Annotated in this window: 2 protein-coding genes; both read left to right on the top strand. The window is 73.4% G+C overall.

Features of this window, described 5'->3' with window-relative positions; translation table 11 throughout:
• Window positions 1-129 precede the first annotated feature (129 nt).
• Window positions 130-10,968, top strand: a complete 10,839-nt coding sequence (locus ACIPUC_RS33105) for a beta-ketoacyl synthase N-terminal-like domain-containing protein (protein WP_446594152.1) — start codon at window positions 130-132, stop codon at window positions 10,966-10,968.
• Window positions 10,965-16,339: type I polyketide synthase (locus ACIPUC_RS33100; protein ID WP_446594082.1), on the top strand; the 5,375-nt coding region annotated here is incomplete at its 3' end. The genes ACIPUC_RS33105 and ACIPUC_RS33100, both read left to right, overlap by 4 nt.

The following is a 16,339-nucleotide window of genomic DNA, read 5'->3' as shown; positions in this document are numbered from 1 at the left end:
GGCCGCGCCACCGGGCACACCAGGTCACGTTGACCCGGGCTCAAGTGTTTGCCGATTGGCTGATCCGGTCCCCGTGTTGTCGGCGGGGACCGGAAAGCTCGCGGTGGCCGCGCAGAGAGGCGCTCGATGGTGTCGAAAACAAACCAGGACCGGATGCAGGCTGCACTGCCCGCGATCCGCGCGTTGCAGAAGCGCGCGGCGGACCTCGAGGCGAAGCAGTCCGAGCCGATCGCGGTCGTGTCGATGGCCTGCCGGCTCCCGGGCGGCATCGACACCCCGGAGGGCTTCTGGGAGCTGCTCGCCTCCGGCGGGGACGCCGTCGGCGGCCTGCCCTCGCGCTGGACCGGCCTGGACCTGTACGACCCCGATCCCGAGGCCGTCGGCAAGACGTACTCCCAGGACGGCGGATTCCTCGACGGGGCCGAGGACTTCGACGCCTCCTTCTTCGGCATCTCGCCGCGCGAGGCCCTCTCCATGGACCCGCAGCAGCGCCTGGTCCTGGAGGCCTCGTGGGAGGCCCTGGAGCGGGCCGGCATCCGCCCCGACTCGCTGATGGAGAGCCGTACCGGCGTCTACCTCGGCACGATGAGCTCCGACTACGGCCACCTGGGCCGCGATCTGGACGCCCTCGACGGCTACGTGAGCACGGGCAAGGCCTCCAGCGTGGTCTCCGGCCGCGTCTCCTACACGCTGGGCCTGCAGGGCCCGGCCGTCACCGTCGACACCGCCTGCTCCTCCTCGCTGGTCGCCCTGCACCTCGCGGTGCAGGCCCTGCGCCAGGGCGAGTGCGAACTCGCCCTCGCGGGCGGCGTCACCATCATGAGCGCCCCCTCCCTCTTCGTGGAGTTCTCCCGCCTGAAGGGCATGGCGGCCGACGGCCGCTGCAAGTCGTTCTCGGCGGGCGCCGACGGCGCCGGCTGGGCCGAGGGCGTGGGCGTGATCGCGCTCAAGCGGCTGTCCGCCGCCCAGCGGGACGGCGACCGCGTCCTGGCCGTGATCCGCGGCTCCGCCGTCAACCAGGACGGCCGCAGCCAGGGCCTCACCGCCCCCAACGGCCCCTCGCAGCAGCGGGTGATCCAGGACGCGCTGGCCGCGGCCCGGCTGACCCCCGCCGACATCGACGCGGTCGAGGCGCACGGCACCGGTACGTCGCTCGGCGACCCGATCGAGGCGGGCGCGCTCGCCGAGGTCTTCGGACCGGGGCGCGAGGCGGACCGGCCGGTCTACCTGGGCTCGTCGAAGTCGAACATCGGGCACGCGCAGGCGGCCGCCGGTGTCATCGGTGTCATCAAGATGGTGCTGGCGCTGGAGCACGGCGTACTCCCGAAGACCCTGCACGCCGAGGAGCCGACCCCGCTGATCGAGTGGGACACCAGCGGCCTCGAGCTGCTCAACGAGGCGCGTGCGTGGGAGCGGGGCGCCGAGCGCACCCGCCGCGCGGGCGTCTCTTCGTTCGGCCTGAGCGGTACGAACGCCCACGTGGTGCTGGAGGAGGCCCCGGCCCGGGAGGCCGCCGAACCGGCCGCCGCCGGCCTGCCGGCCGGCCCGCTTCCGGTGGTCGTCTCCGGCCGTGACGAGGCCGCGCTGCGGGAGCAGGCGGGCCGCTGGGCGGACTGGCTGTCGGCGCACGGCACCCAAGTCCCGCTCGCCGACATCGCGGTCACCGCCGCCCGGCACCGTTCGCAGTTCGAGTCGCGGGCGAGCGTGGTCGCGGCCGACACCGAGGGTCTGGTGGAGGCGCTGCGCGCGCTGGCCGAGGGCGGCTCCCACGATGCGGTGGTGACCGGCTCGGCCGCGCGCCGCGGCAAGGTCGTCTTCGTCTACCCGGGCCAGGGCAGCCAGTGGGTGGGCATGGGGCGTGAACTGCTCGCCTCCCACGCGGTCTTCGCGGAGACGATCGACGCGTGTGATGCCGCGCTGCGGCCGTTCACGGGTTGGTCGGTGCGTGAAGTGCTCGCCGGTGAGGAGGGTGATCACCCGCCGTTCGACCGGGTGGACGTGGTCCAGCCGGCCCTGTTCGCCATGGGCGTCGGTCTCTCCGCCGTCTGGCGCTCGCTGGGCGTGGAGCCGTCCGCGGTGGTGGGTCACTCGCAGGGTGAGGTAGTCGCCGCGGTGGTGAGCGGTGCTCTCACTTTGGAGCAGGGTTCGCAGATCGTGGCGCAGCGCTCGCAGGCGGTCCTGGCCTGCGCCGGTCAGGGCGGTATGGCCCTGATCGAGCGTCCGGTGGCCGAGGTCGAGGAGCTCATCGCCCCGTACGGTGACGCGCTGTCCGTTGCCGCCGTGAACACGGCCGGCTCGACGGTCATCTCGGGTCAGGCCGACGCGATCGTGAAGATCGTGGCGGAGCTGTCGGCGCAGAACGTCTACGCCCGCAAGATCAATGTGGACTACGCCTCCCACAACGCCCAGATGGACCCGCTCCTCCCCGGCCTCGCGGCCGGGTTCGAGGGGATCGCCCCGACCGGCACCGACATCGCCTTCTACTCCACCGTCACCGGCCAGGTCGCCGAAGGCACGGACCTGGACGGCTCGTACTGGTGCCGCAACCTGCGCGAGCCGGTCCGTTTCGACCGTGCCCTCGACCGGCTCCTGGACGACGGCCACGGCGTGTTCGTCGAGATCTCGGCGCACCCGGTGCTGTCCATGCCGCTGACCGACGGAAGTGCGGAGCGCGGCGGGATCGTCGTCGGCTCCCTCGCCCGCCGGCACGGCGAGCCGGCCCAGCTGCTGCGCAACCTCGGCCTCCTCCACGTCCAGGGCCACCAGCTGAACTGGGACCGCGTGCTCGGAACCGGCACGGGAACCCTCGTACCGCTCCCCACCTACGCCTTCCAGCGCGAGCGCTACTGGCTCGAGTCCGACGAGCGGGCAGGCGACGTCCGTTCGCTGGGCCTCACCGCCTCGGCGCACCCCTGGCTCGGCGCGGCCACCGCGCTGGCCGACGGCGAGGGGTACCTCTTCACCGGCCGGCTCTCCTCCGCGCAGTACCCCTGGCTCCGGGAGCACGCGGCCTTCGGTACGCCGCTCGTCCCCGGCACCGGCCTGCTCGAGCTCGTCCTCACCGCCGCCCACCACGTCGGCGCCCCCGGCGTCTCCGAACTCGTCCTGACCGAGCCGCTGCTGCTCGGCACGGACGGGGCGATCCGCCTCCAGGTCGCCGTCGGCGCCCCCGACCGCACCGGCCGCCGCCCCGTCGCGGTCTACAGCCTCCCGGAGAACGCCGCCGACGACGCCCCGTGGCGCCGGCACGCGGCCGGCTCCCTCTCCCACGCGCCGACCGCCGACAGCGACACGTTCGCCGAGCTGGCCCAGTGGCCCGTCCCCGGCACCCAGCCCGTCGACCTCGAAGGGTTCTACGACCGCCTGCGCGCCCGCGGCCTCGACTACGGGCCCGCCTTCCAGGGCCTGACCGAGCTCCACCGCGCCGGCGACACCGCGTACGCGCGGGTCCAACTGCCGGAGGGGCTCAAGGCCGACGAGTTCGGCATTCACCCCGCACTCCTCGACGCGGCCCTGCACGCCCTGGTCGGCGTCCAGGACACGAGCACCGGGACCGACTCCTCGCAGGTGCTGCTCCCGTTCGAGTGGACGGGCGTCGAGCTCCTCGCCGCCGGAGCCACCGAGCTCCGCGTACGCGTCGCACTCGACCCCCGGCAGAACAGCGTGCGCGTCACCGCCACCGATCCGTCCGGCCGGCCCGTCGCCCACGCCGACGGACTCCAGTTGCGCGCCGCGGGCGCCGAGCAGCTCAAGGCCGCCGAGACCGTCGACCACCTCTACCAGGTCGCCTTCCAGGCCCCGCCCGTGCTGGAGGAGGCCCCGCAGGACGGCCCGACCTGGGTCCTGGGCGACGACACGCTCGGCTTCGACGCCGCCCACCCGGACGCGGACGCACTGCTCGCCGCCGTCTCCGCCCTCGGCGCCGACGAGGACGCCCCGGACCGCCTCCTCGTCGACGCCACCAGCCTGATCGGCACGACCGCCCTCGCGGAGGCCACCGCCGGGCTGGAGCTGCTGCAGCGCCTCCTCGCCGAGCCCCGCCTCGAACGGACCGAGCTGATCTGGCTGACCCGGGGCGCGGTCCACGCCGACGGCCCCGTACGCGACCTCGTCCGTGCGGGCCTGTGGGGACTGCTGCGCACGGCCCGCAGCGAGCACGCCGACCGCGTGATCCGCCTCGTCGACATCGACGCCGAGCCGTCCGCCGAGCCGTCCGCCGTGGCGGCGGACGTGGCGCGCGCCCTGTCCGTCGCCGGTGAGCCGGAGCTGGCGGTGCGCGGCGGCGAGATCCGGGTGGCGCGTCTGGTGCGTGCGGAGACCGGCGGGGAGCTGCCGGAGTTCGCGGCGGACGGATCCGTCCTGGTGACGGGTGGTACCGGTGAGCTGGGCCGGGCGGTTGCCCGCCACCTGGTGTCGGTGCACGGTGTACGTCATCTCGTACTGACCTCCCGGCGGGGTATGGAGGCTCCGGGGGCCGGTGATCTGGTGGCCGAGCTGGAGTCGGCCGGGGCCGAGTCCGTGCGCATCGTCGCGGCCGACGTCTCCGACCGGGCCCAGGTCGCCGGTCTGCTCGCGGATACGGACCGCCCGTGGACGGCGGTGTTCCACCTGGCCGCGGTACTCGACGACGGTCTGCTGGTCTCGCAGGACGCGGAGCGTCTGGCGCGTGTCTGGCAGCCGAAGGCCGAAGCCGCGCTCCACCTGCACGAGCTGACGCAGGGTCTGGACCTGGCGGCGTTCGTGCTCTTCTCCTCCGCCGCCGGCGTTCTCGGCGGCGCGGGACAGAGCAATTACGCGGCGGCGAACACCTTCCTGGACGCCCTGGCCGCCCACCGCCGGGCGAGCGGCCTTCCCGCGACGAGCCTGTCGTGGGGTCTGTGGCAGCAGGCCGGACAGGGTCTGACCGCCATCCTCGGCCAGGCCGAACTCGCCCGCCTCCGTCGCCAGGGCGTCGCCGCACTGAGCGAGGCGCAGGGCCTGGCGGCCCTGGACGCGGCCCTGGCTTCGGCCCAGCCGCACCTGGTCCCCGTACGCCTCGAACTCACCTCGCTCCAGCGCGAGCTGGACGGGGGCGCGGCGGTTCCGTCCCTGCTCCGCGGCCTGCTGCGCGCCCGACGCCAGCGGGCCGGGCAGTCCGCCGGCACGCCGACCGGCCTGCGCGACCAACTGGCGGCGCTGCCCGAGGCCGAGCGGCTCACGTCGCTGACCCGGCTGGTGCAGCGCGAGGCCGCCGTGGTCCTCGGTGTCGCGACCGCCGACGGGATCGGAGCGCAGCAGGTCCTCAAGGAGCTCGGGATCGACTCCCTGATGGCCGTGGAGCTGCGCCGCCGCCTGTCGTCCGAGACCGGGGTCACGCTGCCCTCGACGCTCGCCTTCGACTACCCGACCCCGACCGCGATCGCGGGCCTGCTCCTCGACAGGCTGGACCTGACCACCGGCAAGCCCAAGGCGAAGGCCAACGCGCTGCGCCACACCGCGACCGCCCCGGCGGCGGACGACCCGATCGCGGTCGTGTCCATGGCCTGCCGCCTCCCTGGCGGGATCGACACCCCGGAGGGCTTCTGGGAGCTGCTCGCCTCCGGCGGCGACGCCGTCGGCAGCCTGCCCTCGCGCTGGGACAGCCTCGGCGTCTACGACCCCGACCCGGAGGCCGTCGGCAAGAGCTACTCGCGCGAAGGCGGCTTCATCGAGGACATCGAGCGCTTCGACGCCTCGTTCTTCGGCATCTCGCGGCGCGAGGCCGTCTCGATGGACCCGCAGCAGCGCCTGGTCCTGGAGACCTCGTGGGAGGCCCTGGAGCGGGCCGGCATCCGCCCCGACTCGCTCAGCGAGAGCCGCACCGGCGTCTACCTCGGCGCCATGACCTCCGACTACGGGCACATGGGCCACGACCTGGACGCCCTCGACGGCTACACCAGCACGGGCTACGCCTCCAGCGTGGTCTCCGGCCGCGTCTCGTACGCGCTGGGCCTGCAGGGCCCGGCCGTCACCGTCGACACCGCCTGCTCGTCCTCGCTGGTGGCCCTGCACCTGGCGGCGGGCGCGCTGCGCCAGGGGGAGTGCGAGCTCGCCCTCGTCGGCGGCGTCACCGTCATGAACAGTCCCGCTCTCTTCGTCGAGTTCTCCCGCCTGAAGGGCATGGCCCCCGACGGCCGCTGCAAGTCCTTCTCGGCGCAGGCCGACGGCGCCGGCTGGGCCGAAGGCGTCGGCATCCTCGTCCTCAAGCGGCTGTCCGCCGCCGAGCGCGACGGGGACGAGGTCCTGGCCGTGATCCGCGGCTCGGCCGTCAACCAGGACGGCCGCAGCCAGGGACTGACCGCCCCCAACGGCCCCTCGCAGCAGCGCGTGGTCCAGGAAGCCCTGGAAGCGGCGCGCCTGACGCCCGCCGACATCGACGCGATCGAGGCGCACGGCACCGGTACGTCGCTGGGCGACCCGATCGAGGCGGGCGCGCTGGCCGAGGTCTTCGGCCCCGACCGGGACGAGGACCGGCCCGTCTACCTCGGCTCCTCCAAGTCCAACATCGGCCACGCGCAGGCCGCCGCGGGCGTGGTCGGCGTGATGAAGATGATCCTCGCCCTCCAGCACGAGACCCTGCCCAAGACCCTCTACGTCGACGAGCCCAGCCCGCACATCGCCTGGGACGGCAGCGGCCTGGAACTGCTGAACGAGGCGCGTGCGTGGGAGCGGGGCGCGCGGCGCACCCGCCGCGCGGGCATCTCCTCCTTCGGTCTGAGCGGCACGAACGCCCACGTGATCGTGGAGGAGCCGCCCGCGGCGACTCCCGCTCCGGGCGCCGCGGCCGCCGCCGAGGCACCGCTTCCGGTGGTCGTCTCCGGCCGTGACGAGGCCGCGCTGCGGGAGCAGGCGGGCCGTTGGGCGGACTGGTTGTCCGCGCGCGCCGATGTCCCGCCGGCCGATGTGGCGATCACTGCCGCCCGGCACCGTTCGCACTTCGAGTCGCGGGCCAGTGTCGTGGCCGCGGACTCCGCGGGTCTGGTGGAGGCGCTGCGCGCGCTGGCCGAGGGCACGGCGCACGACGCGGTGGTGACCGGGACCGCGCACGAGCGCGGCAAGGTCGTCTTCGTCTACCCGGGCCAGGGCAGCCAGTGGGTGGGGATGGGCCGTGCGCTGCTCGCCTCCAACGCGGTCTTCGCGGAGACGATCGACGCGTGTGATGCCGCGCTGCGGCCGTTCACGGGTTGGTCGGTGCGCGAGGTGCTCGCCGGTGAGGAGGGCGATCACCCGCCGTTCGACCGGGTGGACGTGGTCCAGCCGGCCCTGTTCGCCATGGGCGTCGGTCTCTCCGCCGTCTGGCGTTCCCTCGGTGTCGAGCCGTCAGCGGTCGTGGGCCACTCGCAGGGTGAGGTCGTCGCCGCCGTGGTGAGCGGTGCTCTCACTCTGGAGCAGGGCTCGCAGATCGTCGCTCAGCGCTCCCAGGCGGTCCTCGCCTGCGCCGGTCAGGGCGGCATGGCGCTGATCGAGCGCCCGCTGGCCGAGGTGGAAGGATTCCTCGCCCCGTACGGCGACGCCTTGTCCGTAGCCGCGGTCAACACCACCGGCTCGACGATCATCTCCGGTGTGGCGGACGCGATCACCAAGATCGTCGCGGAGCTCTCCGACCAGAACGTCTACGCCCGCAAGATCAACGTGGACTACGCCTCCCACAACGCCCAGATGGACCCCCTCCTCCCCGGTCTCGCCGCCGGCTTCGAGGGCCTGGTCCCGTCCCGGACGGACATCGCCCTCTACTCGACGGTGACCGGCCAGGTCGCCGAAGGCACCGAGCTCGACGGCACGTACTGGTGCCGCAACCTCCGCGAGCCGGTCCGCTTCGACCGTGCCCTGAACCAGCTCCTGGACGACGGCCACGGCGTGTTCGTCGAGATCAGCGCCCACCCGGTGCTGTCCATGCCGCTGACCGACGGAAGTGCGGAGCGCGGCGGCATCGTCGTCGGCTCCCTCGCCCGTCAGCACGGTGAGCCGGCCCAGTTGCTCCGCAACCTCGGCCTCCTCCACGTCCAGGGCCACGACCTGAACTGGGACCGCGTCCTCGGCGCCGCCACCGGCAGCCTCGTACCACTCCCCACCTACGCCTTCCAGCGCGAGCACTACTGGCTCGAGGCCGCCAAGCCCACCGGCAACGTCCGCTCCGTCGGCCTCGACGTGCCCGAGCACCCGTGGCTCGGCGCGGTCACCGCGCTGGCCGACGGCGAAGGACACGTCTTCACCGGCCGGATCTCCCTCGCCGAGCACCCCTGGCTGGCACAGCACGCGGCCTTCGGGACCGTCCTCGTCCCCGGCACCGGCCTGCTCGAACTGGCCCTCACCGCCGCCCACCACGTCGGCGCGGAGTCGGTCGGGGAACTCACCCTGCTGGAGCCGCTGACCCTGACCGAGGACTCGGCCGTCCGGCTCCAGGTGGTGGTCGGCCCGTCCGACGCCACCGGCCGCCGCCCGGTCACCGTCTACAGCCGTCCGGACGAGGTCTCCGACTCCGGCTGGCGCCGTCACGCGACCGGCGAACTCGCGGAATCCGCGGAGGCACCCGCCCCTGCCGACGGCGAGGCGTTCGCCGAGCTGGCGCAGTGGCCGGTCGCGGGCGCCGAGTCCGTCGATCTGGACGGTTTCTACACGGGCTTCCGTGAGCGCGGCCTGGACTACGGTCCGGCGTTCCAGGGTCTGACGGAGCTGTGGCGCAAGGGCGACACGGCGTACGGACTCATCCGTCTGCCCGAAGGCTTGGCCGCCGACGACTTCGGTGTTCACCCGGCCCTCCTGGACGCCGCGCTGCACACCCTCATGGGCGTACGCGGCCAGGACCCGAACGACCGACAGGTGCTGCTCCCGTTCGAGTGGACGGGCGTCGAGCTCCTCGCCGCCGGTGCCACCGAGCTCCGCGTGCGCATCGACCTGGACGACACCCGCACCAACACCCGCATCTGGGTGGCCGACCCGGCCGGGCAGCCCGTCGTCCGGGCCCGCGGCCTTGCGATCCGCGAGGCGAGCGCCGAGCAGATCCGCGCCGGCGAGCGCGCCGAGCACCTCTACCGCATCGACTTCGCCGCCCGCGGCGCGCTGGCTCACGAGGACGCCCCGGCGGGCGGCACATGGATTCTCGGCGACCACGCCGAGATGTTCACAACCCTGGAGGCCGACTATGTGGCTGATGTGGATGTACTCCTTGCCCAGATCGATGAGCGGGCCGAGCTACCCCTTCGACTGGTTCTGGATGCGACGCGAGGGATAGGGCGGAGCGCGGAGCAGCTGACCGCCTCCGCTCTCACCACGCTCCAGCGTCTGCTCGCAGAACCCCGGCTGGCCTCGACCGAGCTCGTCTGGGTGACCCGCTCGGCCGTGGACACGGGCGACGGCGTGGCCGACCTGGCCCACGCCCCGTTGTGGGGCCTGGTCCGGGCGGCCCGTGCCGAGCACGCCGACCGGGTGATCCGCCTCATCGACCTCGGCACCGAAGGCGCGGCCGACGACGCCCTGCTGCCCCAGGCCCTGTCGGTCACCGGTGAGCCGGAGCTGGCGGTGCGCGGCGGCGAGATCCGGGTGGCGCGTCTGGTGCGTGCGGAGACCGGCGGGGAGCTGCCGGAGTTCGCGGCCGATGGTTCCGTCCTGGTGACGGGTGGTACGGGTGAGCTGGGCCGGGCCGTGTCCCGTCACCTGGTCACTGTCCATGGTGTGCGTCATCTCGTACTGACCTCCCGGCGCGGCCCGGAGGCTCCGGGGGCCGCGGATCTGGTCGCCGAGCTGGAGTCGGCCGGCGCCGAGAGCGTACGGATCGTCGCGGCCGATGTCTCCGACCGTGCCGAGGTCGCCGGTCTGCTCGCGGATACGGACCGCCCGTGGACGGCGGTGTTCCACCTGGCTGCGGTACTGGATGACGGTCTCCTCGTCTCGCAGGACGCGGAGCGTCTGGCGCGGGTCTGGCAGCCCAAGGCCGAAGCCGCCTTGCACCTCCACGAGCTGACGCAGGGCCTGGACCTGGCGGCGTTCGTCCTGTTCTCCTCGGCTGCCGGTGTCCTGGGTGGGGCGGGTCAGAGCAACTATGCGGCGGCGAACACCTTCCTGGACGCCCTGGCCGCCCAGCGCCGTGCCGATGGCCTTCCCGCGACGAGCCTGTCGTGGGGTCTGTGGCAGCAGGCCGGTCACGGTCTGACCGCCACCCTCGGCCAGGCCGAACTCGCCCGCATGCGCCGGCGCGGCATCGCCGCCCTCAGCGAACCGCAGGCTCTTGCGGCCCTGGACGCGGCCCTGGCTTCGGCCCAGCCGCACCTGGTCCCCGTACGCCTCGAACTCACGCCGCTGCAACGCGAACTGGACAACGGCGGCGACGCACCCGCCCTGCTGCGCGCCCTCCTGCGCGCCCCGCGCAAGCGCGCGGGCGGCGAGACGGCGACCGCAGGGAACGGACTGCGCGAGCAGCTGACCGCCCTGCCGGAGGGCGAGCGCCTGCCGCGGCTCGCCCAGCTGGTGCAGCGCGAGGCCGCCGTGGTCCTCGGTGCTCCCGGCAGCGCCGGCGTCGGCGCCCAGCAGGTCCTCAAGGAGCTCGGCATGGACTCCCTGATGGCCGTCGAGCTGCGCCGCCGCCTCTCCGCCGAGACCGGCATCTCGCTGCCGTCCACGCTCGCCTTCGACTACCCGACGCCCACCGCCATCGCCGGCCTGCTCCTCGACAAGCTGGCCGTGGGAACCGGGGGAGGGGCGCGGCCCGGACAGCGCGTGACGAAGAACCAGATCGACAACCTCGTGGAACTCCTGCGTTCCGCGACACCGAAACAACTCGAGGAGCCGGGCCTGGCCGCCGGCCTGCTGGCCCTGCGGGACGGACTGGCCAAGGCCTCCGCCGCGGCCGGCACCGCCGACGCGGCAGAAGCCGAGACCGAAGCCGACCTTGGCGGCGACAGCACCGATGACCTCCTTCAGTTCCTGGATCGCAAGCTTGGAGTGAGCGAATGAGCGCGTCCGAATCCGAGAAGCTGGAAAAGCTCGAGGCGTACCTGAGGCGCACGGCGAACGCGCTCGTCGAGACCGAGAAGGAACTCAACGCCGAGCGGGCCTCGCGTACGGAGCCGATCGCGGTCGTGTCGATGGCCTGCCGGCTGCCCGGCGGGATCGACACCCCGGAGGGCTTCTGGGAGCTGCTCGCCTCCGGCGGCGACGCCGTCGGCGGCCTGCCCTCGCGCTGGGACAGCCTCGGGGTCTACGACCCCGACCCGGAGGCCGTCGGCAAGAGCTACGCCCGCGAGGGCGGCTTCATCGACGGAGCCGAGGGCTTCGACGCCTCCTTCTTCGGCATCTCGCCGCGCGAGGCACTCTCGATGGACCCGCAGCAGCGCCTCGTCCTGGAAACCTCGTGGGAGGCCCTCGAGCGGGCCGGAGTCCGCCCCGACTCGCTCAGCGAGAGCCGCACCGGCGTCTACCTCGGCACGATGAGCTCCGACTACGGCAACCAGCAGGGCCACGACCTCAACGCCCTCGACGGGTACAGCACCGGCAACGCCAGCAGTGTCGTCTCCGGCCGCGTCTCCTACACGCTGGGCCTCCAGGGCCCGGCCGTCACCGTCGACACCGCCTGCTCCTCCTCCCTCGTCTCCATCCACCTGGCCGTCCAGGCCCTGCGGCAGGGCGAGTGCGAGCTCGCCCTGGCCGGCGGCGTCACCGTGATGAGCACCCCGGCGCTGTTCGTGGAGTTCTCCCGCCTGAAGGGCATGGCCGCCGACGGCCGCTGCAAGTCCTTCTCGGCCGGCGCCGACGGCGCGGGCTGGGCCGAGGGCGCGGGCGTGATCGTCCTGAAGAAGCTGTCGGCAGCGCAGCGCGACGGCGACCCGGTCCTCGCCGTGATCCGCGGCTCCGCCGTCAACCAGGACGGCCGCAGCCAGGGCCTGACCGCCCCGAACGGCCCCTCCCAGCAGCGCGTCATCCACGACGCCCTGGAAGCGGCCCGGCTGACCCCCGCCGACATCGACGCGATCGAGGCGCACGGCACCGGCACCCCGCTCGGCGACCCCATCGAAGCGGGCGCGCTGGCCGAGGTCTTCGGCCCGGAGCGGGACGGGAAGCGTCCCGTCTACCTGGGCTCCGCCAAGTCGAACCTCGGGCACGCGCAGGCGGCCGCCGGTGTCATCGGCGTGATCAAGATGGTCCTGGCGATGCAGCACGGCGTGCTCCCGAAGACCCTGCACGCCGAGGAGCCCAGCCCGCACATCGAGTGGAAGAGCAGCGGCCTCGAGCTGCTGAACGAGGCGCGTGCGTGGGAGCGGGGCGCCGAGCGCATCCGCCGTGCGGGCGTCTCGTCCTTCGGCCTGAGCGGTACGAACGCCCACGTGGTCCTGGAGGAGCCCCCGACCGCTACCCCGGCCCCCTCGGCCGAACCGACCGCAGCCGCCCCGCTTCCGGTGGTCGTGTCGGGCCGTGACGAGGCCGCGCTGCGGGAGCAGGCGGGCCGTTGGGCGGACTGGCTGTCCGGGCGCACCGAGGTCCCGCTGGCAGACGTCGCGGTCACGGCCGCCCGTCACCGTTCGCACTTCGAGTCGCGGGCGAGTGTGGTCGCGGCGGACACTGCCGGTCTGGTGGAGGCGCTGCGGTCGCTGGCCGAGGGCCACGCGCACGACGCGGTGGTGACCGGGTCCGCGCGTGAGCGCGGGAAGGTCGTCTTCGTCTACCCGGGCCAGGGCTCGCAGTGGGTCGGCATGGGCCGTGAACTCCTCGCCCAGAATCAGGTGTTCGCCGACACCATTGACGCGTGTGACGCGGCCCTGCGTCCGTTCACGGGCTGGTCGGTGCGCGAAGTCCTGGCGGGGGAGGAGGGTGATCACCCGCCGTTCGACCGGGTGGACGTGGTCCAGCCGGCCCTGTTCGCCATGGGTGTGGGCCTGTCGGCGGTCTGGCGCTCCCTCGGTGTGGAGCCGTCAGCGGTCGTGGGCCACTCGCAGGGTGAGGTCGTCGCGGCTGTGGTGAGCGGTGCTCTGACTCTGGAGCAGGGCTCGCAGATCGTCGCGCAGCGCTCGCAGGCGGTCCTCGCCTGCGCCGGTCAGGGCGGCATGGCGCTGATCGAACGCCCGCTGTCCGAGGTCGAGGAGTTCATCGCCCCGTACGGGGAGGCTCTTTCCGTAGCCGCGGTGAACACGGCCGGCTCCACGGTCATCTCGGGCCAGGCCAACGCGATCGAGAAGATCGTCGCGGAGCTCTCCGAGCAGAACGTCTACGCCCGCAAGATCAATGTGGATTACGCGTCCCACAACGCGCAGATGGACCCGCTGCTCCCCGGTCTCGCCTCGGGCTTCGAGGGCATCGCCCCGACCGGCACCGACATCGCCTTCTACTCCACGGTCACGGGTGAGGTCGCCGACGGCACCACGCTCGACGGCTCGTACTGGTGCCGCAACCTCCGCGAACCCGTCCGCTTCGACCGGGCCCTGAACCGGCTCCTGGACGACGGCCACGGCGTGTTCGTCGAGATCAGTGCCCACCCGGTCCTGTCCATGCCGCTCACCGACGGCAGCGCCGAGCGCGGCGGCATCGTCGTCGGCTCCCTCGCCCGCCGGCACGGCAAGCCGGCCCAGCTGCTCCGCAACCTCGGCCTCCTCCACGTCCAAGGCCACGACCTCGGCTGGGACGTCGTCCTGGGCTCCGGAAACCTCGTACAGCTTCCCTCGTACGCCTTCCAGCGCACGCACTTCTGGCTGGACACCCCGAAGAGCTCGGGCGACGTGCGCGGGGTCGGCCTCGAGGTCTCCGAGCACCCGTGGCTCGGTGCCGTCACCTCCCTCGCCGACGGTGAGGGGTACCTCTTCACCGGCCGCATCTCCCTCGCCGAGCACCCCTGGCTGGCCGGTCACGCAGCCTTCGGCTCGGTCCTCGTCCCCGGCACCGGCCTGCTCGAACTGGCCCTCACCGCCGCCCACCACGTCGGCGCCCCGGGCGTTGCCGAACTCGTCCTCACCGAGCCGCTGTTGCTCGGTACGGACGGCGCCGTCCGCCTCCAGGTCGCCGTCGGCGCACCCGAGAGCACCGGCCGCCGCCCGGTCACCGTCTACAGCCGGCCCGAGGGCAGCGACGAGGAATGGCGCCGTCACGCGACCGGTGAACTCGCGGAGCCCGCGGACCTCACCGCGCCCGCCGACGGCGACACGTTTGCCGAGCTGGCCCAGTGGCCGGTCCCGGGCGCCGAGTCCGTCGATCTCGACGGCTTCTACGAGGGCTTCCGCGAGCGCGGTCTGGACTACGGCCCTGCCTTCCAGGGCCTGACGGAACTGTGGCGCAAGGGCGACACGGCGTACGGTCTCATCCGCCTCCCCGAGGGCCTGAAGGCCGATGACTTCGGTGTTCACCCGGCCCTCCTCGACGCCGCGCTGCACACCCTCATGGGCGTACGCGACGAAGAAGCACGTCAGCGCGTGTTCATGCCGTTCGAGTGGACGGGCGTCGAACTCCTCGCCGCCGGCGCCACCGAACTCCGCGTACGCATCGACGTCGCGTCGGGCGCGGACGAGCACCTCACCCTCAGCGTCGCCGACGGCGCCGGCCACCCCGTCGTCCGCACCCGCGGCCTCGCGATCCGCGAGGCGAGCGCCGAGCAGATCCGCGCCGGCGAGCGGGCCGAGCACCTGTACCACGTCGAGTTCCGCCCCACCCGGACCCCGGGCGACGCGGAACCGGCCGGGGAGACCTGGGCCCTCGAGGGCGACGCCGGGATCGCCGCCGCCCTCGGCGCGCAGGTGTTCGCCGACGTCGACGCACTCCTCGCCCACCTCGCCGAAGGAGCCGACGCCCCGGCCCGCGTCCTCGTCGACGCCACCGGCCACGCATCTGCCGCCGACGCCCGTGAGCTGACCGCTTCCGCCCTCGGGATCCTCCAACTCCTGCTGGCCGAACCGGGTCTCGAACAGACGGAGCTGGTCTGGCTGACCCGCTCCGCCGTTAACGGCGTTAACGCCGTTGCCCCCGGCGACGGCATGCCCGGCCTGGCCCACGCCGCCCTGTGGGGTCTGCTCCGCGCGGCGCGTGCCGAACACGCCGACCGGACGCTGCGCCTCATCGACCTCGGCACCGACCGCGCCCGGGACGACCTCGCGCTGGCCCCGGCCCTCACCCTCACCGACGAGCCGGAAATCGCGCTCCGCGACGGGGAGATCCGTACCGCCCGCCTCGTCCGTACGGCCAAGGCGTCCGACGCCCCGCGCCTGGACCCCGACGGTTCCGTTCTGGTGACGGGTGGTACGGGTGAGCTGGGCCGGGCGGTTGCCCGCCACCTGGTGTCGGTGCACGGTGTGCGTCATCTCGTACTGACCTCCCGGCGGGGTATGGAGGCTCCGGGGGCCGGTGATCTGGTGGCCGAGCTGGAGTCGGCCGGCGCCGAGAGCGTACGGATCGTCGCGGCCGATGTCTCCGACCGTGCCGAGGTCGCCGGTCTGCTCGCGGATGCGGACCGCCCGTGGACGGCGGTGTTCCACCTGGCCGCCGTACTGGACGACGGTCTCCTCGTCTCGCAGGACGCGGAGCGTCTGGCGCGGGTCTGGCAGCCCAAGGCCGAAGGCGCCTTGCACCTCCACGAGCTGACGCAGGACCTGGACTTGGCTGCGTTCGTCCTGTTCTCCTCGGCTGCCGGTGTCCTGGGTGGGGCGGGACAGAGCAACTACGCTGCGGCGAACACGTTCCTGGACGCCCTGGCCGCCCACCGCCGGGCGAGCGGCCTTCCCGCGACGAGCCTGTCGTGGGGTCTGTGGCAGCAGGCCGGACAGGGTCTGACCGCCACCCTCGGCCAGGCCGAACTCGGCCGCATGCGCCGCATGGGCATCGGCGCGCTCACAGAGCAGCAGGGCCTCGCCGCCCTCGACACCGCCCTCGGCTCCCCGCACCCGCACCTGGTCCCCGTCAAGCTCGACCTGGTCACCCTGCAACGGCGCCCCGACGAACTGCCCGCCCTGCTGCGGGCCCTCGTCCGCGCGCCGAAGAAGCGCGTCGGCAGCGCGGCGAGCGCTCCCTCGGGCCTGCGCGACCAGCTGGCGGCGCAGCCCGAGGCCGAGCGGCTCACGTCGCTGATCCGGCTGGTGCAGCGCGAGGCCGCCGTGGTCCTCGGCATCGCGACCGCCGAGGGGATCGGTGCGCAGCAGGTCCTCAAGGAACTCGGCATCGACTCCCTGATGGCCGTCGAACTGCGCCGCCGCCTGTCCTCCGAGACCGGGGTGACGCTGCCCTCGACGCTCGCCTTCGACTACCCGACCCCGACCGCGATCGCGGGCCTGCTCCTCGACAGGCTGGACCTGACCACCGGCAAGCCCAAGGCGAAGGCCAACGCGCTGCGCCACACCGCGACCGCCCCGGCGGC

The sequence above is a fragment of the Streptomyces sp. LARHCF249 genome, assembly GCF_052871255.1.
The sequence above is the reverse complement of the archived record's forward strand: the minus strand, read 5'-3'. Positions and strand labels throughout refer to the sequence as shown.